This is a genomic window from Cupriavidus sp. MEYA8, assembly GCF_059278825.1.
The window spans coordinates 307,246-331,977 of sequence record NZ_CM181222.1; the positions used below are offsets into that span (position 1 = coordinate 307,246).

The following is a 24,732-nucleotide window of genomic DNA, read 5'->3' on the forward strand; positions in this document are numbered from 1 at the left end:
GTGTGCTGTGCGTGGCGTGAAGTCAGACCACGCGCACGGTCAATTCGCCCAGCCCGTCGACGCCGGTGACCATGGTGTCGCCGGCCTTAACCGCGCCCACGCCTTCGGGCGTGCCGGTGAAGATGACGTCGCCCGGTTCCAGGCGGAAGAATTGCGACAGGTAGGCCACGGTCTCGGCCACCGACCAGATCAGGTGGGCGACGGTGCTGCGCTGTTTGGTCTCGCCGTTGACCGTCAGCCACAGGCCGGCCTGCTGCGGGTGGCCGATGTCGCTGGCGCGGTGGATCGGGCCGACCGGCGCCGAGGCGTCGAAGGCCTTGCCGATTTCCCACGGGCGGCCCATCTCGCGCATCTTCATCTGCAGGTCGCGGCGGGTCATGTCGAGGCCGACGGCGTAGCCCCACACGTGATCGAGCGCCTGCTCGACCGGGATATCCGAGCCGCCCTTGCCGATCACGGCCACCAGCTCGGCCTCGTAGTGATAGTTCTGCGTCTGCGCGGGGTACGGCAGGTCGAGCGTGGTGCCGGCCTGCACCGGGACAATGGCGTCGGCCGGCTTGCAGAAGAAGAACGGCGGCTCGCGGTCGGGATCGAAGCCCATTTCGCGGGCGTGGGCGGCATAGTTGCGGCCCACGCAGTAGACGCGGCGCACGGCGAACTGGTCATCGCTGCCGGCAACGGGGATGGCAACGGTGGCGGGGGGCGTGAAGACGTAGGACATGTTCAAGGCTTCCAGGGATCTGTCGGGTGAGCGCCGGCACGGCGGTGCCGGCCGGCACCGCGCGCGGCGGCATTGGTCAGGGTAGTCGGGGTGGTCGGGTTCAGGTGCGCGATTCGCGCAGCAGGTTCAGCGCGGACAGCACCGGGCGGTCGGAATAGCTGAACAGCACGGCGTCTTCCAGCGCGCCGAGCTGCACCGGCGCCCACGACGGCGCCACGAACACGTCGCGCGGCTCGAACTGGAACTGCGCATCGCCGATGCGCACCGTGCCGCGCCCTTCCACCACGCTGTACACGGTGGCGTCGGTGCTGCGGTAGGTCTTGCCCTGGAAGCCCGCGGGCAGGTATTGCATGAAGGTGGCGATGGTCGGCATCGGCCAGCCGCCGGTGGCCGGGTTGACATAGCGCAGCTTGACGCCGTCCCAGGGATCGAGTTCGCCGTTGCGGTAGAGCTGGTCCAGCGCTTCGCGCGAACGGGCATACGGGTAGCTGAAGACAGGCGAAGTGGGATCGGTCACGCGGTGCCGCACCGGCACCATGTTGTGGCCGAAGCGGGCAAAGCTGTCGCCTTCGGCGCGGGTCACGGGCTGCTGCGACTCGGGGTAGTTCTCGGCAAAGCCGGCGTCGAACTGCTGCACCAGCGGAATGTCCAGGCCATCGAGCCACACTACCGGCTCGCCGCCGTCTTCCACGCTGGGGTTGCCATGGTCATGCCAGGTCCACGACGGCGTGATGATGAAATCGCCGGGATGCATGGTGGTGCGCTCGCCGTTGACGGCGGTCCAGGCGCCCTTGCCTTCGACGATAAAGCGAAGCGCCGACTGCGTATGGCGGTGGCTGGGGGCAATCTCGCCCGGCAGGATCAGCTGCAGGCCCGCGTAGAGCGTGGAGGTGATGCTGGACTTGCCGGGGATGCCAGGGTTCTCCAGCACCAGCACGCGGCGCACCGCTTCCTCGGCGCTGATGACGCCACCGGCCTGCATTACCAGCGGGCGGATCTGCGCGTACTTCCAGATGGCGGGGACGATCTGCGGGCGCGGCTGCGGCGGCACCAGGGCGTGCAGCGACTCCCACAGCGGGGTCATGTGGCTGCGGCCGATTTCTTCGTAGTAGGCCACGCGGGCCGGGTCTGGGGTGTGCTCGGACATGCTGTCTCCGTAACTTCGTACAGGGCGTTTTGAGAGCGCTTTAGGTGGGTGCCTGTATCACTGCGCACCGTCTGTGTGTTGTCGTTATACGCCGCGCCCTATAAGATTTGAAATGAAGTTCTCATCTTATCGATACGATTTACCGTATAGGTCACACCCATGGATTGGACCCAGAGACTGCGCCTGCGCAACCTGCAGATGCTGCTGAGCCTGGCCGAGACCGGAAATATGAGCCAGTCCGCCGCCATGCTGAACACCACCCAGCCCGGGCTTTCCAAGTGGCTGAAGGATCTCGAGGACGATATCGGCCTGCCGCTGTTCGAGCGCCAGGCGCGCGGCCTGCGGCCCACGCCCTACGGCGAGTCGCTGATCGAGCACGCGCGCCGGATCGAGGCCCAGCTCGACACCGCCCGCGACGACCTGCAGGCCATGCGCGACGGCGGCAGCGGGCTGGTGGTGGTGGGCACGTCCGGGGCCTCGGCGGCAGACACGGTGCCGCTGGCCGCGCTGCAATTGCTGCAGCAGATGCCGCGCGCCAGCGTGCGGCTGCTGGAAACCACCATGGACCGGCTGATGGGGCAACTCGCGCGCAGCGAGCTGGATATCGTCGTGGGCCGTTCGGCGCCGGAGTTGCAGGATGCGCAGATGCGGACCGAATCGCTCTACATGGAGCCCATCCACTTCGTCGCCCGGCCACGGCACCCCCTGCTGCAGGGCGGCAAGGTGGCGTGGGAAGACCTGTACCGCCACCGCTGGGTGGTCTGGCCGCGCGGCACGCCGATCCGCAATGCGCTGGAAGGCGCGCTCGCCAGCGCCGGGCGCGCGCTGCCGGCGGACTGCGTCGAGAGCAATTCCACCGTGCTGAACCTGACCCTGTTCAACAACAGCGACATGGTCGGGCTGGCTTCGCACCGCACCGCGCGCCGGCTGGAAGAACTGGGCGCGCTGCGCATCGTGCCGCTACGGCTGGCGGGGTTCGGCTCGGTGTCGATGTACTGGCGCGCGGATGGCGAGTCGCGCGCGGCGGTGGCGGCGATGCTGGACTGCCTGCGGCGGGCGGCGGGGGCACAGCAGGTGCCGGCGGAGGCGCCGCTGGCGTAGGGGCGATAACCCATGGATAACCCATAGGAATGTCGCCCGTGCCCGCGGCGCTCAAGGTTGGGCGGCCGCGGCCGTCATTGGGTGTTGGCGGTCATCCCGCCGTCTCTCCCCACCTTCGCCAAGGAAACCCTCTTCATGGAAATCTCCAACGTTACCGCCGGCCTGGCTGGCGATCCGGGCGCCGATCCGGTCAGCCTGCTGATGCTGCGCAAGTCGCTGGACATGCAGGCACAAGGCGTGGCTGCACTGCTGCAGGCCATGCCCCAGCCGGTCGCGGCCAGCAACCCGCCGCACCTGGGCCAGACCATCGACGTCAAGGTCTGACTTCGCGCGGCGCAAGCCGACGCGGCGCGGGCGTCGCGGCACCGCGGGCCGGGCACTTGGGCGCTCGCCGACGCATAATGTCGGCACCTGCACTCTCCGGTGCCCGCCATGCAGCTTCTCGACGCCCGCGTCCGCGACCTGCTCCGTCATCCGGGGCGCTTCATGTGGCGCACGCTGGTCCAGTTCCGCGCGAACCAGGGCCTGTTGCTGGCCGGGGCGGTGGCCTACTACGCGCTGCTGTCGATCGTGCTGATCCTGATGGTGATCGCGCTGTCGCATGTGATCGACCCGCAGCTGTTGCTGTCGACGCTGGCACGCTACCTCGAGTGGGTCGTGCCCGGACAGTCCCGCGCGCTGGTGCCCGAACTGGCGTCGTTCCTGCGCACCCGCGCCACGGTCGGCTGGGTCTTGCTCGGCACGATGCTGTTCTTCAGTTCGCTGGCGTTCACCGTGCTGGAAAACGCCATGTCGGTGATCTTCGTCCATCGCGTCGCGATCCGGCGCCGGCATTTCCTGATCTCGGCGGTGCTGCCTTACTGCTATATCGCGGTGCTGAGCCTGGGGCTGCTGCTGGTGACAGTGGTCTCGGGCGGGCTGATTGCGATCGGCGAACGGCATGTGGAAGTACTGGGCCATGAATGGTCGCTCGACCGGCTTTCCACCACGCTCCTTTACCTGCTCGGTTTCCTGGGCGAGATCCTGATGCTGACCTCGATCTACATGGTGATGCCGGTCGGCCGGCTGTCCTTGCGGCATGCGCTGTGCGGCGCGGTGCTTGCCGCGGTGCTGTGGGAGATCTCGCGCCATGCGCTGGTGTGGTACTTCACCACGCTGTCGCAGGTGGGGCGGGTCTACGGCTCGCTGACCACGGCAATCGTGGTGCTGCTGAGCCTGGAGATCGCGGCGACGCTGCTGTTGCTCGGCGCGCAGGTGATCGCGGAATTCGAACGCAGCGGCTGGGAGCGGCCGCCTGCTTCGAACGCTCCCACCGGCGAGTTCCATACCTGACGTGCGCCACGAGGATTGCAGGGGTGCGGCGCGGCGGCTTATGCGAATCCCCCATTTGCGCGCAGCACCTGCCCGTTGATCCAGCCACCATCCTCGCCAGCAAGGAACGATACGACGCGACCGATATCCTCGGGCGTACCGAGCCGTTCGAGCGGAGCGAGCCGCGCGATCTGGTCGATCTGCTGCGCACTCTTGCCATCGAGAAACAGCTCGGTGGCCACCGGCCCCGGCGCCACGGCATTGACGGTGATACCGCGCCCGCGCAGCTCGTTGGCCAGTACGCGGACCAGCCCCTCCACGCCGGCCTTGGACGCAATGTACGGCCCATAGCTCGGGAATGACTTCGCGATGACGCTGGTCGACACCGCAATGATCCGTCCTCCCGCGCCGACGTTTTCGGCCGCCTGAGCCAGTACCAGGAACGTGCCGCGCAGGTTGGTCGCAATGACCTTGTCAAAGTCGGCCAGGCTGCCGGGCGCGATCGGTGCCAGCGGCATCACGCCGGCGCAGTTGGCGACCACGTCGATGCCGCCGAATGCCGCCTTTGTTTCCGCAAAAAGCCGGGCTACATCATCGGGGCTTCCGACATCGCCCCGGATCGCGATGGCCCGGCCACCGGCCGCTTCGATCGCCGCGACGGTGTCCCGGGCGTGCGCCACGTTGCCGGCATAGCCGACCGCAACGGCAAAGCCGTCGGCCGCGAGACGCAGGGCCACGGCCCGGCCTATGCCGCGCGATCCGCCGGTGACAATGGCCGCTTTGTTGGTGTTCGTAGTCAGGGTGTTCATGGGAAGGGCTCCAGGAGGGACAAGGCGACATGCCGTTGAAGCCAATTGTGGTTGTTCGCCTCTGCTAGATAAATGGTGCAGAATCGCCATATCAATTCAACCAGCCTCAACAATTGCCTTCCCGTGGACCGCTTCGATTCCCTGCAACTGTTCACCCGCATTGTCGAATTGGGCAGTTTCAGCCACGCTGCGGCGGCTCTCGATATGCCGCGCGCCACCGCCACCCATGCCATCAAGGCGCTCGAGACGCGGCTCGGGGTCCGGTTGCTCGAACGCACGACGCGGCAGGTCAGGCCGACGCTCGACGGCCAGGCGTTCTACGAGCGCTGCGTCCACCTGCTGGCTGAACTCGACGACGCCGAGTCGGCTCTGCAGCATGTGGCGGCGAATCCGCGTGGCGTCTTGCGTGTCGACATGCACGGTACCCACGCCACGCAGATCGTGCTGGCGCGCATCGACGAATTCCGCGCACGCTATCCGCGCATCGATCTGGTGGTATCCGGCGGCGACCGTCTGGTGGATCTTGTACGGGAAGGCGTCGATTGCGTCATCCGCGCGGGCACGCCACGAGACTCTTCACTGATTGCGCGGCGCCTGGCGCTCATGCCGCAGGTCGTGTGCGCCAGTCCGGCGTACCTGAAGGCGTTTGGCACCCCGCAACATCCCGACCAGCTCTCCCGGCACGAAGTCGTGAAATTCTTCTCGCGTAGCGGCGCGCCCGGCTATCCGGTGGAGCTGCACGTCAACGGGCAACTCCAGTCGTATTCGCTGGCCGGATGGATGTCCGTCAACGATGCCGAGAACTATGTCATAGCCGCCTTGCGCGGCTGCGGGCTGATCCAGGTGCCGCGTTTCCACGTCGACGACGCCTTGCGCGAAGGGCGGCTCGTGGAGGTCCTGAGCGACTGGCCCAGCCCGGACCTGCCGGTGTCGGCACTGTATCCGCATCACAGGCAACTGTCTCCGCGCGTGCGTGTGTTCGTCGACTGGCTGGTGGCTCTTTATGCGGAGACGTTTGGATAGTGTGAGTTCCATGCCTGACGCCTTCTGTCTCAGGCCAGTGCAGACTCCATGCTGGCGGAAATGGCATCCGCTCCCGCGGCATCGAAGGCGCCGATGAAGACCAGCGCGAATTCACCGAATTCGCCAGCATCGCCGTGCGGCATGGACCGCATCCGCATCCTGCCCCCGACCACGTGAACCTCGTGCAACCGCGGATCGGCCGCCAGCCTGACCAGGCCCTTCGCGCGCAGCAGGCGCACGGGCAGACTCAACAGCGCCTGGCGTAGCCGCGCCTTGTCGAAGCTGCGGCCGGTCTGGTAGGCGAAGCTGCGGATGCCGGCATGTGGCGCGGGCCGGGGCCAGCCGGCGTGCGCCTGCAGCACGCCGGTGCTAGCCGGCGTCGTCATGGCTGCGTCGACAAAGACTGACAAAGGCAGCTCGCCATCGCTGGCTTCCAGCACCGTGGCGCGCGGCGCAAGCGTACTGATGGTCCCGACCGTTGCCGCTGCACTGCCGGCAGCGCACAGGTCGGTCTTGGTCAGCGCCACCACCGATGCGCCCGCGATCTGCTGCCGCACCATCTCGCCGACCAGCGGGTCGCGCAGGCTGTCATGCACGGCGGCGGCATCCACCGCCACCAGCACCGCGTTGAGCCGGAACGCCGGATCGAGCAGGCCGATCTGTGCGATGCGCTGCGGGTCCGACACACCGCTGGCCTCGATCACCAGCAGGTCGGGCCGCACGTCGCGGTCGGCGATTGCCAGCAAGGCCTCAGCCAGCCGGCCACCGATGGAACAGCACACGCAACCATTCTCCAGTTGGATCACATCGTCGCTGCGCGTTCGGATCAGCGCGGCGTCGATATTGATCTCGCCGAAGTCGTTCACCAGCACGGCAATGCGCAGCCCTTGCGCATTGGCCAGCAACCGGTTCAGCAGCGTGGTCTTGCCCGCGCCCAGGTAGCCGCCGACGACGACCAGCGGGATCGGAGGCCGGGCGTTCATCGCGCAGGCGCCTGGAACACGCGGCCGCCCAGCACCGTGCCCCACACGCGCACATCCTTGAGTTGCGCAGGATCCACAGTGGCGGGATCGTCCTCCAGCACGGCAAAGTCGGCCAGCTTGCCAGGCGCGATGCTGCCGATGCGATGGTCGAGCCCGAGCGTGTAGGCCGCGCCCATTGTGACCGCATGGAGTGCGTCCGCCACCGTCAGCCGCTCGGCCTCGCCCATGTCGCGGCCCGAGGCGCTATGGCGCTGCACCGCGCACCAGGCGGTGAAGAGCGGGTTCAAAGGCGTGATCGGCGCATCGGAATGGATCGCGAACGGAATGCCGAGGCGCCGCGCGGTGCCCGCAGGGTTCATGCGCGCAGCGCGCTCCGGGCCCACGGTCTGCGTGGCATGGGCATCGCCCCAGTAGTACAGGTGGTTGGCGAAGAAGTTGATGCACAGCCCCAGGCGCTTCGCCCGCGCCAGCTGCGCCGCATCGGCAAGCTGGCAGTGCTGCAGCGTATGGCGATGGTCGGCGCGCGGATGGCGCGACAGCAGCGCTTCCAAGGTGTCGAGCACGACCTCGGTGGCTTCGTCGCCGTTGGTATGGATGTGCAGCGGCAGCCCGGCCAGGTGGAACGGCGCGAACGCGTCCAGCAGCTGCTCGGGCGGGATCAGCCACAGGCCGTTGGGCTGGCCGCCGGCGTAGCCGGGTGCGCGCAGCCGCGCGGTAAAGCCCTGGATCGAGCCATCGACGATGAACTTGACCGGGCCGAAGTGGAGCTTGTCGGAGCCGGCGGCGGCGGCCTGCTGAACGCGTGCCGGCCCGCCCCGCGCGTCGCGCTGCGGCGCGAACGCGGGCACGATGCGCAGCGGAAAGCCGTCATCCGACGTCACCGCATGCAGCGTTTCCAGGCCCCTGGCCGAGAGCTCGTTGACCAGGTCTGTCGCCGTGGTCACGCCGGCCAGTTGCGCCACACGCCCGAAGCGGCGCACCGCCTCCGCGTCCTCCGCCGCAGCCAGCGACAGGCCGCGCCCGATCACGCGCTGCACCGGGAACATCGCCGCGAACTCCTGCAGCTCGCCGGTGGGCTTGCCGCCCGCGTCCTTGTGCACGCCGTCGATGTCGGTGTCTTCATCGATGCCGGCCAATGCCAGCATCGCCGAATTGACATTCATCAGGTGCACGCTGGCATGCATCACCACGACTGGCCGCGTCGCCGATATGCGATCCAGCTCGCGCACCGACAGCCGCGCGGTGCCGAAGTAGATGGGATCGAAACCCCACGCCAGCAGCGGCGTGTCGGGGTCTTGCAGCCTGCCGGCGGCATCGGCGAGGCGTTCGATGACTTCGTCCAGCGTGCGCAGCCCACGCCAAAGCCTGCCATCGGGATCGCGGCGGTCGAAGTAGCCGACATAGACCGCGTCCCACATCGCGCCTTCCATCAGGTGGCAGTGGCCTTCGATCATGCCGGGCATCAGTACCTTGTCGCGGAAAGTGTCGAGCACCACCGCGTCAGGCCATGGCGTCATCTCCGCCGCGCCGCCGACCGCAAGGATCTGCCCGTCGCGTACCGCGACATGGGTCGCTTCCGGCTGAGCCACTTCCATCGTGAGGATCTTGCGCGCGACGAATACCTGCGTGCGCGCCGTGTCGTTGTGGGTCATCACTGGTTGCATGAGTCGTAAGGATCAGGCCGGCTGCACGCGCGCCAGGCGCGGCGTATAGTTCGCCACCACGGTCACCAGCAGGTTGACCGCAAGGCTGACCAGGCCGAGGTTGATGCCGCCGAAATCGGCCTGCTGCGCGTACAGCGCGATCGCCAGCCCCTGCCCGCTAAGGATCCCGAGCGCAATCGCCATCGGCCGCACCTTCAGCGAGAACAGGATCACGATGACGCCGGGGAAGAACTGCGTCACGCCGTAGTAGGTGGTGTTAATCAGCGTCAGCATCAGGTTGGGCGTGGCCAGCGTCATCGCGATCGACAGCACCAGGTACACCACGATCACTACTTTGGCGCCCTGTTTCTGGCGCTGCTCGGGCATGCCCGGCAGCAGGTTGCGCGTAACGATCGGGCCAATCGCCAGGCAGATGCCGGCCAGCACCAGCAGCCCCGACAGCGCGGCGCCGGCCGTCACCAGCCCGAGCAGCCAGTCCGGCAGCAGTCGCACCGCCGCCGCGAAGAAGGCTTCATTGGGCGAGGCCAGCTGCAGGTTCTGGCTGATCGCGTAGTACGACGCGAGCACCAGGAACGGGTACATCAGCATGTACAGCGGCATCGCCACCTGCGTGCGGCGGATGGTGTTGGCGCTCTTGGCGGTGAAGAAGTTCTGCACCGCGAACGGCATCACGTAGAAGCCCAGCGCCTGGAACAGCATGGTGCTCATCGAGAAACGCAGCTGCGTGTCGTTCATCTGGTTGCTGACCTGCAGGCTGGCGGCATGGAAGACATCGCCCACGCCGGCCTTCCAGCCGACCGCAACGCCGGTGGCGACGATCGCCACCACCATCAGGATGTCTTTCAGGATGGCGATGTAGGCCGACGCACGCACGCCGGAGATGGCGATATAGGTGAAGGCCAGCGCCGCCGAGATCAGCACCAGGTATACGGGATCGAACTCCCAGCCCAGCCCCTTGAGCGCCGCCACCAGACCGGTGAACTGCAGCTGGCCCCACGGCAGCAGGAACAGGATGGAAGATCCGGCGACGATCAGCTCGAGCGCGCGGCTGCCGTAGTGGCCCTTGAACAGGTCAGGCAGCGTGATCGCGTTGTAGCGCGCGCCGGCTTGCCAGATCTTCGGCCCGAGGAAATAGCCGAGCGGGTAAGCCAGCAGGATGTACCCGAGGAACCAGACGCCATACGTCGGGCCCTTGGCATAGATGCCGCCGGGAAAGCCCACCATGGTGCCGATGCTGTAGATCTCGCCGGCCGCCAGGAAGAACACCAGGTAGGCGCCGAACTGCCGCGAGGCGACGAAGAAGTCATGCACGCTCTGTGCGCCGTGGCCCTGCTTCGAGCGGATGGCGAGATAGAGCGAGAAGACTATAAAGCCGAGGAATACCGCTGTGGTCATCGCTGCTCTCCCTCACGCTTCATGGGCCGCGTCGGCGGCATGGCGGTCGTACAGCAGCCAGCACGCTAGCATGCAGCCCGACGTCAGCACGAACCAGGCGAAGATCCAGGCATAGATAAAGGGCACGCCGAGCACGAAGCGCTCGACGGTCGCCACCCAGGGCAGCAGCCCGATGACGCCGATGAATGGCAGGCCGAGGCCGATAAACAGCTTGAGCATGATGTCTCCGGTTTCCGATGGACGGTGGATGGCGGGCGCCGTGTGTGCTGTCACCGGCCCGCTCTTGTGTTCCGGTCATCATAGGGAGCGCCGATGTATGATTCAAATGCAAATATCGAACCGCTCCCATAACTGACACGCATGGGATTCCGCATGGACACCCAGAAACTTCTGCACCTGCTCGCCATCGTCGAGCACGGCACCTTCTCCGAGGCCGCGCGCGCGGTCCACCTGACCCAGCCGGCGCTGAGCCGCAGCATCCGCGCGCTGGAGCACGAGCTGAAGGCGCCGCTGTTCGACCGCGGCGCTCGGCGCGCGCGCCTGACCGTGTTCGGCGAACTGGTGGCCGACCGCGCGCGCCGGATGCGGCTGGAAGAACGCCAGCTGCGCCGCGACCTGGAGTTGCTGCGCGGGGGCGAGGAAGGCTCGCTGACGATCGGCGTGGCGCCCGCGCCTGCCGCGTTGCTGCTAACGCCGTTCCTGATACACATGGCGCAGGCGCACCCGCGCATCAAGGTGCGCACCGAAACCGGCGCCACCAGCGCGCTGCTCGACGCGCTGCGGCGCGAGACCATCGACGCCATCGTCGGCGACGCTTATGTACTGCGCGCCGCCGACGATGTCGACATTGAACCTCTGGGCGAGTTGCCAGCCGGCCTCGTGTGCCGCGCCGGCCATCCGATCCTGCGCAAGCGCCGCATCGATATCGAGGCGATCCGGGCCTACCCGGTGGCGACCACCACGCTCAGCACCATCGTCAGCCGCCAGCTGGCCGAGCTATGGGGGCCCGAGGCCGCGCCCGACAAGCTCTTCACCCTGCACTGCGACAACCTCGACATGCTGCGCAGCGTGACACTGGCCACCGATACGCTGCTGTTCGGCGTGCTGTCGATCACGCGGCAGGAACGCGCCGCGGGCCTGATGGCGGAAGTGCCGATGCCCCCCGACCCGCGCCGCTGCGGCCGCTACGGCATCGCGCGCATGGCCGCGCGCTCGCTGTCGCCGGCGCTGGAGACGCTTTACGCCTTCACGCGCGAGCACTGGAAGGAATTGTCGTCGGCGCCGGCCAGGCAGGGCGCGCGCCGCTGACCTGCCCATCACCGCTGATGTATGCTCCCGCTGATTCCCAGCTCAAACCCGGCATGACCGATTCCACGCCAGACCGCCCCCGCCGCCTCACCATTCACGACGTCGCCCGTGCCGCCGGCGTGTCGCTGACCACGGTCTCGCACGCGCTGAACGACCGCGGCGTGCTGGATCCCGCCACGCGCGCGCGCGTCAAGCGCATCGCGGCGGAGCTGGGCTACCGGCCCAGCGTGCGTGCGCAGCGGCTGCAGTCGGGCCGCGCCAACTGCATCGCGCTGCTGTCGTCGATGCCGTTCGCGGTGGCGGGCGGGACGTCGCGGCTGGGCTTCATGATGGAAGTGGCGGCGATCGCGGCGGAAGCGGCGATGGGCCGCGGGCTTGGCGTGGTGCTGGTGCCGCCGCTGGAAGGCGCCAGCGGATTGCTCGACACGCTCGATATCGACGGCGCCATCGTGATCGAGCCGATTGCCGCCGATCCGCATATCGCGCGGCTGCGCGAGCGCGGCGTCAGTATCGTGTCGATCGGGCGCGAGCCGCTGACCGAGACGCCGGTGCCCTGCGTCGACCTGCAATCGGCCGAAACCGCGCGCCTGCTGCTGGAACACCTGCACGGCCGCGGCCGCCGCCATATCGGCCTGATGATCGGCGCCGCGCCGCGGCAGTCATATGTGGAAACCGAGCGCGCCTATCGCGAGTTCACGCAGGCGGCCGGCCTGCCCTGCCATATCGTCAAGGCGCCCGAGGAACGCGGCGAAGCCGGCGGTGCCGATGCCTGCGCGCAGCTGCTGGCGCAGATGCCGCAGCTCGATGCGCTGTGCGCGCCGGTGGATGCGTTCGCGGTGGGCGCGATGGCCCACCTGCAAAGCCTGGGCAAGCGCGTGCCCGACGACGTGCTGGTGGTCACGCGCTACGACGGCATCCGCGCCCGCGGCGCGCAGCCGCCGCTCACCGCGGTCAACCTGCACCTGGAAAGGGTGGCGTCGCTGGCGGTGGAGCTGTTGTTTGCCCACCTGTCCGGCGACCGCAGCCGCACGGTGATTGCCGGGCCCGCTCCGGAACTGGTGGTGCGGGCCTCGTCGACGCCAGCCGCCTAGCCGCTTAGCCGCGCAGCAGCACCACCGCGCCCGAGACCAGCGCGAACACCAGCACGCCGATGCGCAGCATGCGCTGGTTGATGCGCCGGTGCACCAGGTGGCTGGCCACCATGCCCACGCCCAGTACCGGCAGCAGGCCAGCGGCGTAGAACACCTGCTCCATGCCGAGCTTGCCGCTCAGCGCCAGCACCACCAGCGAAATCACCTCCCCCACCAGGAAGCACAGCGCCACGGTCGCGCGCAGCGTTGCCACGGGCGCGTGCTGGTAGGCCAGCGCCAGCGGCGGCCCGCCCACGCCGGTTGCGGTCTCGGTCACGCCGGTGATCAGCCCGGTCGAGGCAAAGGTCAGCCGCCCAGGCGTAAAGGCCGGCGCCAGCAGCGATGCCAGCGCGGCGGCGATGGTGCTGCCGCCGACCAGCGCGTTGAGCCACGCCATCGGCATCGCCACCAGCACCCACAAGCCGCCGAAGGTGCCCGCCAGCCGCCCGGCGCTGATCCAGCCCGCGCCGCGCAGGTCGATGGCATGGCGCTCGCGCCAGGCCACGTAGGCGTTGAGCGGCAGCATCGCCAGCAGCAATGCCCCGGGCAGCATCGCCGGCGCGGCCAGCGCCAGCACCGGCACCACGATCAGCGCGAAACCCATGCCGGTCGCGCCCTGGATCAGCGCGCCGGTGAAGACCGCCACGCCGACGCTGAACCACGTCATGTCCATCGTCACGCTGCCTCGCCGGTTGCGACGCCGGCGGCATGGCGCGCGCGGTGCACGTCGGCCGCTTCGTGCAGCTTGCGGATCGGCGCGTTGGCGACGGTATCCGCGGCGATTGCGTGGATGGCCTGCATCAGCGCGCGCGCATCCCAGTCGGTGGGCCAGCCTTGCCACAGGCGCAGGCTGCCATCGACAAAGACCGCGCGGATCTGGTCGCGGTTGGCCAGCCGCACCAGTTCCCAGGTCAGGTCCCACGACGGCGCCAGCTCGGGCACGTCCAGGTCGACCAGCAGGAAGTCGGCGCGCTTGCCCGCGGCGATCTCGCCGGTCAGCGCGCCCAGTCCCGCGACCTCGGCAGCATCGTGCGTGGCCATGTCGACCCAGCGCCAGCCGGCGCCGCACGACGAATCTCCCACGCCGATGCCGAAGGCAAAGCGCTGCGCCGCTTCGGCGTAGTCGAGCAGGCGGAAAGCGTCGCTGCGGGTGCCGTCGGTGCCGAGGCCCAGGCGCACGCCGAAGGTCGCCATGGTTTCGGCGGGCGCTACCGCGTTGCCCTTCCAGGCGCTGGCCACGGGGTTGTAGGCCACCGCCGCGCCGGTATCGGCGAGCAGGCGGATCTCGTGCGGCGTCACCAGCGTGGCATGCGCCAGCAGCCCCGCCGGGCCCAGCGCGCCGACCGCGGCCAGGTGTTCGATGGGCCGGCGGCCGCAGGCGTTGAGCGAGCGCTCCACCGCCACCAGGTGCTCGTTGGCGTGGGTCTGGAAGATCCGGCCGGACTCGGCGCAGAGCTGGTAGACGTGGTGCAGCATCGCGTCGGAGGCCACCTCGGGGATCGAGATTGCCAGCGACGGCGCCACCAGCGGGTCGCCGGCGTACTTGTCGAGGTGCGCGGCGGCGCGGCGCAGGATCGGCGCGGCGTCGAGCGTTTCGGCGCCCGGCTTGTCGTTGCAGATCAGGCCCAGCACGCAGCGCACGCCGGCATCGGTGACCGCGCGCGCGATCGCATCCAGCCCCGCGTCGCTGCGCGTGCCGGCATCGACCACGGTGGTAAAGCCGCCGCGCAGCGATTCCAGTGCGGCCAGCTTGGACGACAGGTACAGGTGCTCCGTCGTCAGGCTGCCCTCCAGCGGTACCCACACCCGGCGGAAAATCTCCGACGGCTCGCCGAACACCAGCGACTTGCCAAAGGACTGGGTCAGGTGATGGTGCGTGTCGATCATGCCCGGCATCAGCAGCATGCGCGGCAGCGGCAGGGTTTCCAGTTCCGGGAAGCGCGCCTTGACCTCATCGGCGCTGCCCACGGCCGTGAAGCGGCCCTCCTCCACCACCACCGCTTGCCCGCGCACTGCGCCCTCGCGCAGCAGCGTCCATTCCGGCAGCAGGATGCGGGGTTGCCTGAACAGGTCCGGCTGCAGGGCCGGCGCATTTTCGCCGGGCCAGGCCGGCAGGGTTGCATCGTATCGAGTCATTGCAATCGAGGAAGCGGGATCAGTGCGTGGCGGCGGCATCGTCGCCGACCGCGGGGGCCGGGGCCGTGGCACGCAGGCCCGTGTGGAAAAACAGGAAATTGAGCAGCGCTGCGGTGATGGCGCCCATGGCCACGCCGTTGCCGACCAGGATGCGCAGGTTGGCCGGCAGCCCGCCGTAGATGCCGGGCACCAGGATCGGCAGCAGGCCCCCGGCCAGCGCCACCGCGACGACATACATGTTGGCGTGATGGCGCAGGTCGACCTTGCGCAGCATGTCGATGCCCATGGTGCCGACGATGCAGAACACCACCAGCCCGGTGCCGCCCACCACCGCCTCGGGGATCGCGCTGATCAGCGACGACACCGGCACCAGCAGCCCGAACACCACCAGGATCGCGCCCGACACCGCGGTGACGAAGCGCGAGCGCACGCCGGTGGCGCGCACGATGCCGATGTTCTCGCCGCTGGTGATGATCAGCGAGGTGCCGAACATCCCGCCCACCAGCGAGGTCAGCGCATCCGCACGGATGGTGCGCGGCACGTCGCGCTGCTGGTCCACCGGCTTGCCGACCGCGTCGCTGATCGCCAGCGTCTGGCCGGTGGCCTCCACCATCGAGATCACCGCGAACACCATCAGCGGGATCGCAGCCACCACGTCGAAGGTCGGCATGCCGAAGGGGAACGGCGTGGGCAGCGCGATCACCGGCGTCATCGACACATGGCCGACTTGGAAGGCACCCGTCAGCACCGCCACCAGCGCGCCGCCCAGCAATCCGAGCAGGATCGCCAGCTGCGCGAGCATGCCCGTCAGCAGCCGCGACGCGGCGACCGTGCAGGCGATGGTGGCAAACGCCAGCAGCAGGTTGAGCGGATCGACCGTGGTGCCCGCTGCCGGATGGCCCGCGATCAGCCGTCCCGATACCTGCGCCAGGTTGATCGCCACCAGCAGCAGCATCGTTCCCACCACCACCGGCGGGAAATAGCGCAGGCAGCGCCGGAACACCGGCAGCACGCAGAAGTAGAAGACGCCGGTCAGGATCACCGCGCCGGCCGCGGTCTGGACGTCGGTCTGCTGTGCGATCAGGATGAACAGCACGATCGGCGCGCCGCCGGGCAGCATCACGAACGGCAGCCTGGCGCCGATGCCGCGCTTGCCGAGCGACTGCAGCAGCGTGCCCAGGCCGCAGATCACGAAGGTGGCGCTGAGCAGTTGCACCGCCAGCGCCGGCGGGAAGTTGAGCGCCTTGCTCATCAGGAACACGGACGCGATCGGCGACGCGGCCATGACAAGGACATGCTGGAGGCCGAAGACGAACAGGCGCCGCCATGGCAGCAGTTCGTCCACCGGCGCGGGGGCGGCGTGGGACATGAATAGGCTCCTCGTTTGGTGTACGGGCGTTGTGCGGTGGCCGGCGGCCAGCCGCTGCGTCTGTGCGCAGTTCGCCTCAGATGTTATGAATTTCCGCTAACAAAAACGTTTTGGTAAGTGTAGGGAAATGGAAACTGCGACGCAAGCGGTTTCTCCGGCCATTGCCGGGCGGCCCCTATATCGACTGAATCGATAACAGCTAGCAGGAAAACCCGTTTCACAAGCTAACGTCGCAGGCGCAAAGTGAGCGCCACAACGCATCGCGCACGCCCCCGCGAGCGCCAAGGAGACGCCCCCATGCGAGACAAGAACACGCCCGCCGGCCTTGCCGGCGCCCCCCAGCCTGGCCCCACCCGCCGCCGCTTCGTCCGCCATGCTGGCGGGCTCGCGCTGCTCGCCTCGCCGCTCGGCGCCCTTGCCGCAAAGGCGACCGACGGCGTCACGCTCGCCGACGGCCCGCGTCCGCTGGTGCGCTATCCGGGCAAGCGCCCGCTGGTGCGCGTCAGCACCCGCCCGCCGCACCTGGAAACGCCCTTCTCCACGTTCAACGAGGGGCCGATCACGGCCAACGACGCCTTCTTTGTGCGCTATCACCTGGCCAACATCCCGCTGTCGGTAGACCTGAACACTTACCGGCTGAGCGTGGGCGGCCATGTCGGCAAGCCGTTGCGGCTGTCGCTGGACGAGCTCAAGAAGCTGGCCGATCCCGTCGAGGTGGTGGCGGTGAACCAGTGCTCGGGCAACAGCCGCGGCTTCGGCGAGCCGCGCGTGTTCGGCGCGCAGCTGGCCAACGGCGCGATGGGCAATGCGCGCTGGACCGGCGTGCCGCTGCGCAAGGTGCTGGAGCATGCGGGCATCAAGGCTGGCGCCAAGGTGGTGACCTTCAACGGCATGGATACGCCGGTGCTGCCGAGCACGCCGGACTTCCGCAAGTCGCTCGATATCGCGCATGCGATGAACGGCGAGCCGCTGCTGGCCTGGGGCATGAACGGCGAAGACCTGCCGCTGCTCAACGGCTATCCGCTCAAGCTGGTGGTGCCGGGGTATTTCGGCACCTACTGGATCAAGCACCTGTCCGAGATCGAAGTCCTTGACCACCCGTTCGAGGGCCATGACGCGTTCTTCATGACCAAGGGCTACCGCGTGCCGGACAACGATTGCCAGTGCGTGGCCCCCGGTACGCCGGCCGCCAAGACGCGGCCGATCTCGACGCTGGCCGTGCGCAGCTTTATCACCAGCGTCGAAAACGGCGGCAGGCTGCCGGCCGGCCGTACCGTCGAGCTGAAGGGCATTGCCTTCGACGGCGGCTCGGGCATCCGCACGGTCGAGGTTTCCGTCGATGGCGGGCAGAACTGGCAGGCGGCGAAGCTCGGCGAGGACCTGGGCCGCTTCTCGTTCCGCGCGTGGCACTTGCCGGTGAAGTTCGCCCGCAAGGGCCCCGCGGTGCTGATGGTGCGCGCCACCAGCAACAAGGGCGAGACCCAGCCGGCCAAGGCCAACTGGAACCCCGCCGGCTACCGCCGCAATGTCATCGAAGCCACGCCGGTCACCATCGCCTGAGGAACGCGCCATGAAAGCAACCATCGCCCCCGCGCTGCTGGCGCTCGCCTTGCTCGGTGCCGGCCATGCCGGCGCCGCGCCGCAGGACATCAAGCTGCCGGCGGAAAACGTCAAGCTCAAGCCCGCCAGGCTGCCGGGCTACGGCATCGCCATGCAGAAATGCGCGATCTGCCATTCGGCCGACTACGTCTCCTACCAGCCGCCCGGGCTAAGCCTGGCGCAGTGGACCGCCGAGATGAAGAAGATGCAGCAGGCCTACGGCGCGCCGATCGACGATGCCGAAGTCGAGCAGCTCGGCGCCTACCTGGCCGTGGCCTATGGCTCGGCCAAGGCGAAGGATCCCGAGATCGTGGCGATCGCGCAGAAGGCCGGCAAGCCGGCTGCAGCGGCGCCTGCTCCCGGCGCCGCTGCCGCGAGCGTCGACGTGCAGGGGCTGCTGGCAAAGAATGCCTGCCTGAGCTGCCACAGCGTGACGCAGAAGGTGGTCGGACCGGCCTACCATGAGGTCGCCGTGCGCTACAAGAACGATGCGCAGGCCCAGGCGAAGCTCGAAACCAGCATCCGCGGCGGCAGCAGCGGCAAGTGGGGTGCGGTGCCGATGCCGCCGTTTGCCAGCCTGAAGCCGGAAGAAGTGCGCGCGCTGGCGGCATACGTGCGCCAGCAATAAATTTCCACCTGCCAACTCGCGCCCCGGCCATTGCCGGGGCGTTTGCATTTTTCTCCTTGCCAGACGCGCCGTCGCCACGAAGACGATGGCACGCGCTACACCGCGCGCGTGATGCATCCGGACGAAGCCACGCGCAAGCAGCATGAAGAGCTGGGCTTCCACGAGGGCTGGAATACCTGCATCACGCAGCTGGAAGAATTTGCTGCGCAGCTGAAGTGAGCCGGCAAGGAGGTTGCCGCAGGCGCGCGGCGGCGCGCGCTTCAGTGCGAGAACAGCACCGGCACGGTCATCGACTGCAGCAGCACGCGGGTCACGCCGCCGAGGACCAGTTCACGCAGCCGGCCATGGCCGTAGGCGCCCATCACGATCAGGTCGGCGCCAAAGTCCGCGGCGCGCGACAGGATCAGCTCGCCAATGGTCAGGTCAGCGCCGCCGGGGCCGTGCTCGATTTCGACCGAGGCGCCCTGCCGCTCCAGCACCCGCTGCGCGTGGCTGACCGGCGTGGCATCGGCACGCAGCTCCTTGGCGGGGGTATGGGCGCCGAGCATGCGGACTTGCGCGCCAGCCAGCAGTGGTAGCGCGTCGTGCAGGGCGCGCGCGGCCTCGCGGCCGCCGTTCCAGGCCAGCAGCACGCGCGTGCCGATGGTGCTGAACTCGCCGGCGCACGGGACCACCAGCGTGGGCCGGCCGGATTCCAGCAGCAGCGCTTCCAGCAGCTGCCGGGCCACCGGGCCTTCGACGTTGTCGCCATCGTACTGGCCGGACACGATCAGCCCGGCCTCGCGCGCTTCGCGCAGCGCCAGCGTGACGGGGTCGCGATCGACCGCGCGCCAATCGGCCACGACCCCCAGTTCGCGGGTGGCGGCCTCGAAGGCGCAGTGCATGTCTTCGCGCTGCAGCCGGCGGCGTTCCTGGTCTTCGGCCAGACAGCGCTGGGCATTGTCCATGCGGTAGGACCAGCCGGGGTCGGGCACGCGCCCGGCCAGCAAGCCGATCAGCGGGCAGCCGGCGGCGCTGGCGAGGCGGCCGGCAAGGTGCAGGCGGCGGGAGGACTGTGGATTGCCGTCCAGGTGGACCAGGATGCTGTCGTAGGCCATGATGCCCTCGCTTCGGTCTTGCTTGCATCCAGTCTAGGCCGCAAGACCGATTGGGCCTTGACCCGAGTCAAGGCGGCCGGAACCCGCGCTTAATCCGGCCGGCACGGAAAGCGACAAGAAACGGACGGCAGGCGCCATCTGCCACCAGCATCACTCAGTCGTCGTGGTCTTCGTGCCAGCGGCGCCATTCACGCTCGCGCCGCCTTTGTTCGCGCCATTCGCGCTCGCGCCACTTGCGCTCCCGCCATCGTTGTTCGCGCCAGTCGTCGTAATAGGCCGGCGCCACGACCACCGGCGGCGGCGGCGCCACGTAGACCGGCGCCGGCTCGTAGTAGACCGGGGGCGGCGCCACGGCATAGCCGGGAATGCCGATGCCGATATCGACGTTGACGCGGGCCTGGGCGGTGCCCGGGCCCATGACTGCGATGCCTGCCAGAGCGCAGGCGGCCAGGATGCTTCGCATGGTGATGTCCTCCTGGCCGGCAATGTAACGGTGCGCCGCGGCGGCAGGTGTTCGCAGAAGGTTAGGCACGTAGCAACGTGTAACCGCACCGGCGCTTTTGCGGCGCTGGTGGCGCCCCGGCGCGCTGTCGCACTCCCCGTCGGCCAGCACGCGCACTTCGGGCTCAGGGTGGAGGGGCAAGCGGTGGCGCTGGCATCGCGCGCGTAATTAACCCGCTCACGCGTGCCTGGCAAGGCTGGTAAATCACCGTTGCAAAAACAAACAGAATGTCAGGTGCCTCGGCGCTAAAGTGGTCTTTCCCATGCCTGAAGGCTAATTTGGAGGTACACGCATGAAGCAACATCTGGCGAAATCCCTGTTGATGGCTGGCGCGATGGTCGCGTCCTACCCGCTGTTCGCACAGCAGGCCCAGCCCCTTCAACCGGCCCAGCCGATGCAAGCCACGCAACCGATGCAAGCCACCCAGCCGGCGCCGTCCGCGCAACCGATGCAAGCCATGCCGGCCCCCGCACCGTCCGCACCATCCGCCCAGGTCGCACAGGCCCCGGGCGCAGCCAGCCCGTACGCACCCGCAGGCCAGCCCGCGCAACCGGGCATGGCGCCGGCCCCGGTCGACCCGATGCAGGCAGCCGCACCTGCCGGCGCCGTCGATCCCGCCAGCATGAGCCTGGCCCCCGATGCGCTCGGCACCCGCCTGGGCCAGCGCAGCGGCTTCCTCGACGGCGCCTGACGCCAGTCCCCGCGCGCTAACGCGCGGACCGGTGGCGGACCGGCGGGCGCAAGCTGTGGTAGCGTAGCGCCCTGCCGATTTGACGCCACCATGACTCCGTTCGATTCCGACGCACTGAAGCGGCTGGTCAGCGTCGCCATGCCCTATGGCAAGCACAAGGGCACGGTGATTGCCGACCTGCCGGGCAACTACCTGAACTGGTTCGCCCGCGAAGGCTTCCCGCCAGGGGAGATTGGCGGGCTGCTGGCGCTGATGCACGAGCTCGACCACAACGGCCTGTCGCACCTGCTCAAGCCGTTGCGCGGGCGCGGCTAGCACCGCGCCGGCTACAGCCCCAGCGCGCGTCCGTCGCTGCGCGGGTCGTGCGCGCCGGCAAGCTGCCCTTTCGGTCCGATCCGGATCGCGCCCGGATGCCCGGCCAGCTGGCTCTGCGCCGGGATCGGGCTCAGCTGGTGGCCGCGCGCCGCCAGCTCACTGAACACCTGCCTGCCGGCGTCCTGCTCCAGCTTGAGGCTGTCGCGGCTGTCGGAGAAGGTCTTGCCCAGCAGGAAGCGCGGCCGGCCGAGCGCGGTCAGCGGGTCCATGCCGTAGTCGATCATCCGCGTCAGCACCGCCGCCAGCGTCTGCGGCTGTCCGTCGGCGCCCTGCGTGCCATATAGCAGCCGGGGGCGGCCGTCCTTGAGGTAGATGCCCGGGTTCAGCGTGTGGAAGGGCCGCTTGCCGCCCTGCAACACGTTGGGGCTGGCGGGATCGAGGCTGAACGATGCGCCGCGGTTGTGCCAGAGTACGCCCGTGTCGCCCACCACCACGCCGCTGCCCCAGTCGAAATACACCGTCTGCAGCATGCTGACGCAGCGGCCCTCGCGGTCGGCCGCGCCGATGTACACCGTATCGCCGGGCTGGTACACATGCGGCCACGGCATGGCCCGTGCCATGCGGATGCGTTGCGCCTGCGCATCGAGGTGCCGGCGCGACAGCAGCCGGTCCACCGGCACGTCGACGAAATCGGGATCGGCGACGTAGCGATTGCGATCCAGGAACGCCAGCTTCACGGCTTCGACCAGCAGGTGGTAGTAGTCGGCGCTGCCCTCGGGCACGGCCGACAGGTCGAAGCGGTCGAGGATCCCCATGATCTCCAGCGTCGTCACGCCCTGCGTGGGCGGACGCAGGCCCAGCAGTTCGCCGCCACGGTAGGCCACGCGCAGCGGCACTTCCTCGCGTGCCTGGCAGCGCGCCAGGTCATTGGCGCGCAACGGCGAGCCGGCCTGCGCCAGCCCTGCCGCAAGCCGGCCGGCGATGTCGCCCTCATAGAACTCCCGCCCGCCCTGCGTCGCCAGCCGCTCCAGCGTGCGCGCCAGTTCGGGCTGGCGGAACATTTCGCCCGGCTTCGGCATGCGCCCGTCGGGGGCGAACACGCGGCCGAAGCCGCCCCAGGCCGGCAGGTCCGCGGCGCGGAACTCCTGCCAGAAGCATTGCGACGGCGTGACCGGGAAGCCGTTGGCGGCGTACTCGGTGGCGCGCCCCAGCAGCGTCGACCATGACTGGGTACCGCCCCACTGGCTCTTGCCGAAGGCATAGGCGCGGTCCCAGATCGCGACCGTCGCGGCCGCGGTCAGCGCGGCGCCCGGCCCGCGCAACGGGATGGCGCCGCTGTAGCCCGGCGTTTCGGCGGCGGCCTGCCCGATCCCGGAGAACGAGCGCACGTTGCCGTCGCGGTCGCTGGTCACCAGGAAGGCATCGCCGCCCAGACCGGTGAAATGTGGATAGGTCACGCTCAGCACCGCGCCGATCGCAATCGCTGCCTCGATCGCATTGCCGCCTGCCTTCAGCACTTCCAGTCCCGCCTGGCTGGCGAGCCCATGCGGGCTGGTGACCATGCCCGCATCCGAATGCGCCAGGACGCCGCGCGCCGCGGGCGCGGCGTCCTGCGCCGCCTCGGCGCTTGCGGGCGCCAGGATCGTGCTGCCCGCCAGCGCTGCTGAACTTGCCAGGAAAGCCCTGCGCGAGGTGCCGCCGCAGGGGTCGACTTCAATCGTATGTTTCATGCCGCTGTTTTCCATGCCGCTGTTTTCCATGCCGCTGTTTTCCATGCCGCTGTGTTCCATGCCCTTGTGTTCCATGCCCGTTCCCCCGGAAAGACCGGCTGCCCCGTGCTGTCGCCGCGCGGGCAGCCGCGATGATGACGATGCGATGGCGGCTCAGGCTTCGCGCTTGTGCGCCTGCCACGACCGCTCGACCAGGCTTTCCGGCGCCGAGTAGCGCGCCTTGATCCAGGCATAGGCCGGGCCCATTGCATTCATGGCAATGACGGCACCCAGCGCGGCGACGGGATCGCCCGGCGTGGGCCCGAAGCCCCCGAACAGCGTGGCGAAGTAGGAGGCAAAGCCGAAGAACATGCCGGGAATGAAACGCAGCGTGTAGAACACGCGCGCCAGGAACATCATGCCGGCGTTGAGCATGAACAGGATCACCATCTCCGCCGCGATCAGCGCCGGCCCCGAGTACTGCTCGGCGGCCTGCCGGAAGCACAGCACGATCACGAACGCGAACAGCGACCCCACCGGCAAGGTCGGCCAGATCTTCTTCAGGTTCTCCGGCGTGGGCCCGCCCATGGCAAAGGTGGCGGCCCAGCTGATAAAGATGGCCCACGGCGGCAGGTGCGACGCATGCGCGGCAATGGGAACGGTGGTGATGGCCAGCAGCGAGGCCACGACTTCGGCAGGCAGCTTCTTCATGATCGTCTCCTGGAAAGCCTTGAAAGGGTTGGGGCGGTTCAGTGCGCGCAGCAATGGTGCCGGCGGATGTCGCAGCGGTGCTGCGTCACCACCGTGATCCGCCCGCGCTTGACCACCCACAGGCGCGGCGGAATGTCGATCAGCGCGTCCGCCACCTTGAAGGTGTCGAGGATCACGATATCGGCCTGCCGGCCCACTTCCAGGCCATAGCTGTCCTGCAGCCCGATCGCGCGCGCGGCGTTGTGCGTGCCCATGCCGAGCACAGCGAGCTGGTGCTCCGGCACGCCGAACTGCGCCACGTGCGCGAGCATATTGCCGATCTGCAGCATGTCGGCCTTGCCGAACGGCGTGAAGGCATTGCGGATATTGTTGGACGAATACGCGACGTTGACCCCGCCGTGATGCAGCGCCTTCACCGGCGTCAGCCCGCGGCGCTGGTTCTGCGCGTCCTTGCGCCCGCCCAGGTACAGGTCGGTCGCGGGCAGGGTCACGATGCTGATGCCGGCGTCGCGCAATTGCGCCACCAGCGGCTCCAGCTGCGCCGTGTCGAGCGCGCCCAGGCTGGTCACATGGCCAAGCGAGACGCGGCCCTGGTAGCCGCATTCGATGGTCTTGCGCGCGATGTAGTCGACCGCGGCAAAGCGCTGGTCGGCGGTATCGTCGGCAAAGTCGGCATGCATGTCGACCGGCGCGTCATAGCGTTGCGCCAGCTCGAACACCATGTCGATATGGCGCACGGTATCGGCCCAGCTCAGCTCGTTGTAAGGGCAGCCGCCGACCACGTCGGCGCCCATGTCCATGGCCGCGATCATCAGCTCGCGCGTGCCCTGCGACTTCAGGATGCCCTCCTGCGGAAAGGCCACGATCTGCAGGTCGAGCAGGTCGTGGTACTCCGCCTTGAGCTCCAGCAGCGTCTCCACCCCGATCAGCCCCTGGATCAGGTCGACGTCGGGGTGGGCGCGGATCGCGACGGTGCCATGCCGGACCGCCATGTCCAGCACCTGGCGCGAGCGGTCGAGCACGTCGTGCCGCTGCTGCTTGCTTTTCAGGATGCCGGTGACGCGGATGGCCTCGTCCAGCGTGCCCAGCCGGGCGGGCAGCCGGCGATGCAGCAGCGCCTTGTCCAGGTGCAGGTGCGGTTCCACCAGGCCAGGGATGGCGGCGCGCCCGCCGGCTTCGATCACTTCGTGCGCCGGCGCGTCGATGCCGGGTTCGATGGCGGCAATGCGCCCGTCGCGGATGGCGATGTCGGTCAGGGGCGCGTCGTCGCGGACGCACGCATCCCGGATCAGCAGGTCCAGCTGCATGGCGTGTCTCCTCAGGTCTTGTCGTTCTGCCGGAGCCGCTGCCCCGTGACCTGAAGCGTAGGTGCCGGCGCGCGCC

General features: G+C 68.6%; 25 protein-coding genes and 1 pseudogene. 11 read left to right on the forward strand and 15 right to left on the reverse strand.

What is annotated here, in order from left to right; genetic code table 11:
* Positions 1-22: 22 nt before the first annotated feature.
* Together AC5WJ1_RS18500 and gtdA are read right to left on the reverse strand one after the other, a co-directional pair.
* Positions 23-721: a fumarylacetoacetate hydrolase family protein gene (locus AC5WJ1_RS18500; protein ID WP_133095226.1), complete on the reverse strand. Its 699-nt coding sequence runs from the start codon at positions 719-721 to the stop codon at positions 23-25.
* 100 nt (positions 722-821) lie between these two features.
* Positions 822-1,868, reverse strand: coding sequence for a gentisate 1,2-dioxygenase (gene gtdA / locus AC5WJ1_RS18505; protein ID WP_494476863.1), 1,047 nt, complete (start codon positions 1,866-1,868; stop codon positions 822-824).
* 159 nt (positions 1,869-2,027) lie between these two features.
* Between gtdA and AC5WJ1_RS18510 the strand changes: the two genes are divergently transcribed.
* The 3 genes from AC5WJ1_RS18510 (at position 2,028) to AC5WJ1_RS18520 (ending at position 4,301) form a co-directional block, all read left to right on the forward strand.
* On the forward strand, positions 2,028-2,969 hold the full coding sequence (locus tag AC5WJ1_RS18510; protein WP_133095228.1) for a LysR family transcriptional regulator: 942 nt from the start codon (positions 2,028-2,030) through the stop codon (positions 2,967-2,969).
* A 135-nt stretch (positions 2,970-3,104) separates the two neighbouring features.
* Positions 3,105-3,293, forward strand: a complete 189-nt coding sequence (locus AC5WJ1_RS18515; RefSeq protein WP_115712842.1) for a YjfB family protein — start codon at positions 3,105-3,107, stop codon at positions 3,291-3,293.
* Positions 3,294-3,401: 108 nt separating this feature from the next.
* Positions 3,402-4,301: a YihY/virulence factor BrkB family protein gene (locus AC5WJ1_RS18520; RefSeq protein ID WP_494476864.1), complete on the forward strand. Its 900-nt coding sequence runs from the start codon at positions 3,402-3,404 to the stop codon at positions 4,299-4,301.
* Positions 4,302-4,339: 38 nt separating this feature from the next.
* Here the strand turns inward: AC5WJ1_RS18520 and AC5WJ1_RS18525 are convergent, their stop codons facing one another.
* The gene (locus AC5WJ1_RS18525; RefSeq protein ID WP_494476865.1) at positions 4,340-5,089 is read right to left on the reverse strand and encodes an SDR family oxidoreductase; all 750 of its coding nucleotides are present in this window, start codon (positions 5,087-5,089) and stop codon (positions 4,340-4,342) included.
* A 123-nt stretch (positions 5,090-5,212) separates the two neighbouring features.
* Here AC5WJ1_RS18525 and AC5WJ1_RS18530 point away from each other — a divergent pair, with 123 nt between their 5' ends.
* Positions 5,213-6,112 carry a LysR family transcriptional regulator gene (locus tag AC5WJ1_RS18530; protein ID WP_494476993.1) on the forward strand — a complete coding sequence of 300 codons (900 nt, stop codon included), beginning with the start codon at positions 5,213-5,215 and terminating at the stop codon, positions 6,110-6,112.
* 29 nt (positions 6,113-6,141) lie between these two features.
* On the opposite strand, the gene AC5WJ1_RS18535 is transcribed toward AC5WJ1_RS18530, so the two are convergent.
* The 4 genes from AC5WJ1_RS18535 to AC5WJ1_RS18550 are packed head-to-tail and all read right to left on the reverse strand — an operon-like array spanning position 6,142 to position 10,373.
* Entirely contained in the window at positions 6,142-7,095 is a 954-nt protein-coding gene (locus AC5WJ1_RS18535; protein ID WP_434034173.1) for a CobW family GTP-binding protein, read from the reverse strand.
* Positions 7,092-8,747, reverse strand: a complete 1,656-nt coding sequence (locus AC5WJ1_RS18540; RefSeq protein WP_343657277.1) for an amidohydrolase — start codon at positions 8,745-8,747, stop codon at positions 7,092-7,094. The genes AC5WJ1_RS18535 and AC5WJ1_RS18540 overlap by 4 nt, the downstream gene beginning before the upstream one ends.
* A gap of 24 nt (positions 8,748-8,771) precedes the next feature.
* Positions 8,772-10,154 carry a sodium:solute symporter family protein gene (locus AC5WJ1_RS18545; protein WP_434034174.1) on the reverse strand — a complete coding sequence of 461 codons (1,383 nt, stop codon included), beginning with the start codon at positions 10,152-10,154 and terminating at the stop codon, positions 8,772-8,774.
* 12 nt (positions 10,155-10,166) lie between these two features.
* Positions 10,167-10,373 carry a DUF3311 domain-containing protein gene (locus AC5WJ1_RS18550; RefSeq protein ID WP_133095235.1) on the reverse strand — a complete coding sequence of 69 codons (207 nt, stop codon included), beginning with the start codon at positions 10,371-10,373 and terminating at the stop codon, positions 10,167-10,169.
* Between the two features lie 153 nt (positions 10,374-10,526).
* On the opposite strand from AC5WJ1_RS18550, the gene AC5WJ1_RS18555 reads away from it, so the two are divergent.
* Complete coding sequence (locus AC5WJ1_RS18555; protein ID WP_195431543.1) at positions 10,527-11,462, forward strand: LysR family transcriptional regulator; 936 nt, start codon at positions 10,527-10,529, stop codon at positions 11,460-11,462.
* A 53-nt stretch (positions 11,463-11,515) separates the two neighbouring features.
* The gene (locus AC5WJ1_RS18560) at positions 11,516-12,553 is read left to right on the forward strand and encodes a LacI family DNA-binding transcriptional regulator (RefSeq protein WP_494476866.1); all 1,038 of its coding nucleotides are present in this window, start codon (positions 11,516-11,518) and stop codon (positions 12,551-12,553) included.
* 4 nt (positions 12,554-12,557) lie between these two features.
* Here AC5WJ1_RS18560 and AC5WJ1_RS18565 read toward each other — a convergent pair whose 3' ends face one another.
* From AC5WJ1_RS18565 to AC5WJ1_RS18575, 3 genes are read right to left on the reverse strand one after another with little or no spacing between them, the layout of a single operon-like run.
* Positions 12,558-13,265 (reverse strand): sulfite exporter TauE/SafE family protein, encoded by a 708-nt coding sequence (locus AC5WJ1_RS18565; RefSeq protein WP_116319688.1) that lies wholly within the window; start codon positions 13,263-13,265, stop codon positions 12,558-12,560.
* Positions 13,266-13,267: 2 nt separating this feature from the next.
* The gene (locus tag AC5WJ1_RS18570; RefSeq protein ID WP_494476867.1) at positions 13,268-14,728 is read right to left on the reverse strand and encodes an amidohydrolase family protein; all 1,461 of its coding nucleotides are present in this window, start codon (positions 14,726-14,728) and stop codon (positions 13,268-13,270) included.
* A gap of 19 nt (positions 14,729-14,747) precedes the next feature.
* The gene (locus AC5WJ1_RS18575; protein ID WP_494476868.1) at positions 14,748-16,097 is read right to left on the reverse strand and encodes a uracil-xanthine permease family protein; all 1,350 of its coding nucleotides are present in this window, start codon (positions 16,095-16,097) and stop codon (positions 14,748-14,750) included.
* Positions 16,098-16,394: 297 nt separating this feature from the next.
* Here AC5WJ1_RS18575 and sorA point away from each other — a divergent pair, with 297 nt between their 5' ends.
* The 3 genes and pseudogenes from sorA to AC5WJ1_RS18590 form a co-directional block, all read left to right on the forward strand.
* Positions 16,395-17,657, forward strand: a complete 1,263-nt coding sequence (gene sorA / locus AC5WJ1_RS18580; RefSeq protein ID WP_494476869.1) for a SorA family sulfite dehydrogenase catalytic subunit — start codon at positions 16,395-16,397, stop codon at positions 17,655-17,657.
* Positions 17,658-17,667: 10 nt separating this feature from the next.
* Positions 17,668-18,324 carry a SorB family sulfite dehydrogenase c-type cytochrome subunit gene (gene sorB / locus AC5WJ1_RS18585; protein ID WP_133095241.1) on the forward strand — a complete coding sequence of 219 codons (657 nt, stop codon included), beginning with the start codon at positions 17,668-17,670 and terminating at the stop codon, positions 18,322-18,324.
* Positions 18,325-18,402: 78 nt separating this feature from the next.
* Positions 18,403-18,543: pseudogene (locus tag AC5WJ1_RS18590) on the forward strand (SRPBCC domain-containing protein); the annotation flags it as partial.
* Between the two features lie 41 nt (positions 18,544-18,584).
* Here AC5WJ1_RS18590 and AC5WJ1_RS18595 read toward each other — a convergent pair.
* Together AC5WJ1_RS18595 and AC5WJ1_RS18600 are read right to left on the reverse strand one after the other, a co-directional pair.
* A complete protein-coding gene (locus tag AC5WJ1_RS18595) occupies positions 18,585-19,421 on the reverse strand; it encodes a universal stress protein (RefSeq protein WP_494476870.1) in 837 nt (278 codons plus the stop codon).
* Between the two features lie 154 nt (positions 19,422-19,575).
* Positions 19,576-19,884: a hypothetical protein gene (locus tag AC5WJ1_RS18600; RefSeq protein ID WP_195431527.1), complete on the reverse strand. Its 309-nt coding sequence runs from the start codon at positions 19,882-19,884 to the stop codon at positions 19,576-19,578.
* 331 nt (positions 19,885-20,215) lie between these two features.
* On the opposite strand from AC5WJ1_RS18600, the gene AC5WJ1_RS18605 reads away from it, so the two are divergent.
* Positions 20,216-20,614, forward strand: coding sequence for a hypothetical protein (locus AC5WJ1_RS18605; RefSeq protein WP_135703773.1), 399 nt, complete (start codon positions 20,216-20,218; stop codon positions 20,612-20,614).
* Positions 20,615-20,704: 90 nt separating this feature from the next.
* Positions 20,705-20,929, forward strand: a complete 225-nt coding sequence (locus tag AC5WJ1_RS18610) for a DUF3820 family protein (protein WP_133095245.1) — start codon at positions 20,705-20,707, stop codon at positions 20,927-20,929.
* An 11-nt stretch (positions 20,930-20,940) separates the two neighbouring features.
* Here the strand turns inward: AC5WJ1_RS18610 and ggt are convergent, their stop codons facing one another.
* The 3 genes from ggt to AC5WJ1_RS18625 form a co-directional block, all read right to left on the reverse strand.
* A complete protein-coding gene (gene ggt / locus AC5WJ1_RS18615) occupies positions 20,941-22,659 on the reverse strand; it encodes a gamma-glutamyltransferase (protein WP_494476994.1) in 1,719 nt (572 codons plus the stop codon).
* A gap of 153 nt (positions 22,660-22,812) precedes the next feature.
* A complete protein-coding gene (locus tag AC5WJ1_RS18620; RefSeq protein ID WP_135703772.1) occupies positions 22,813-23,349 on the reverse strand; it encodes a DUF1097 domain-containing protein in 537 nt (178 codons plus the stop codon).
* Positions 23,350-23,387: 38 nt separating this feature from the next.
* Positions 23,388-24,656, reverse strand: a complete 1,269-nt coding sequence (locus AC5WJ1_RS18625; protein WP_133095247.1) for an amidohydrolase family protein — start codon at positions 24,654-24,656, stop codon at positions 23,388-23,390.
* Between the last annotated feature and the right edge of the window lie 76 nt (positions 24,657-24,732).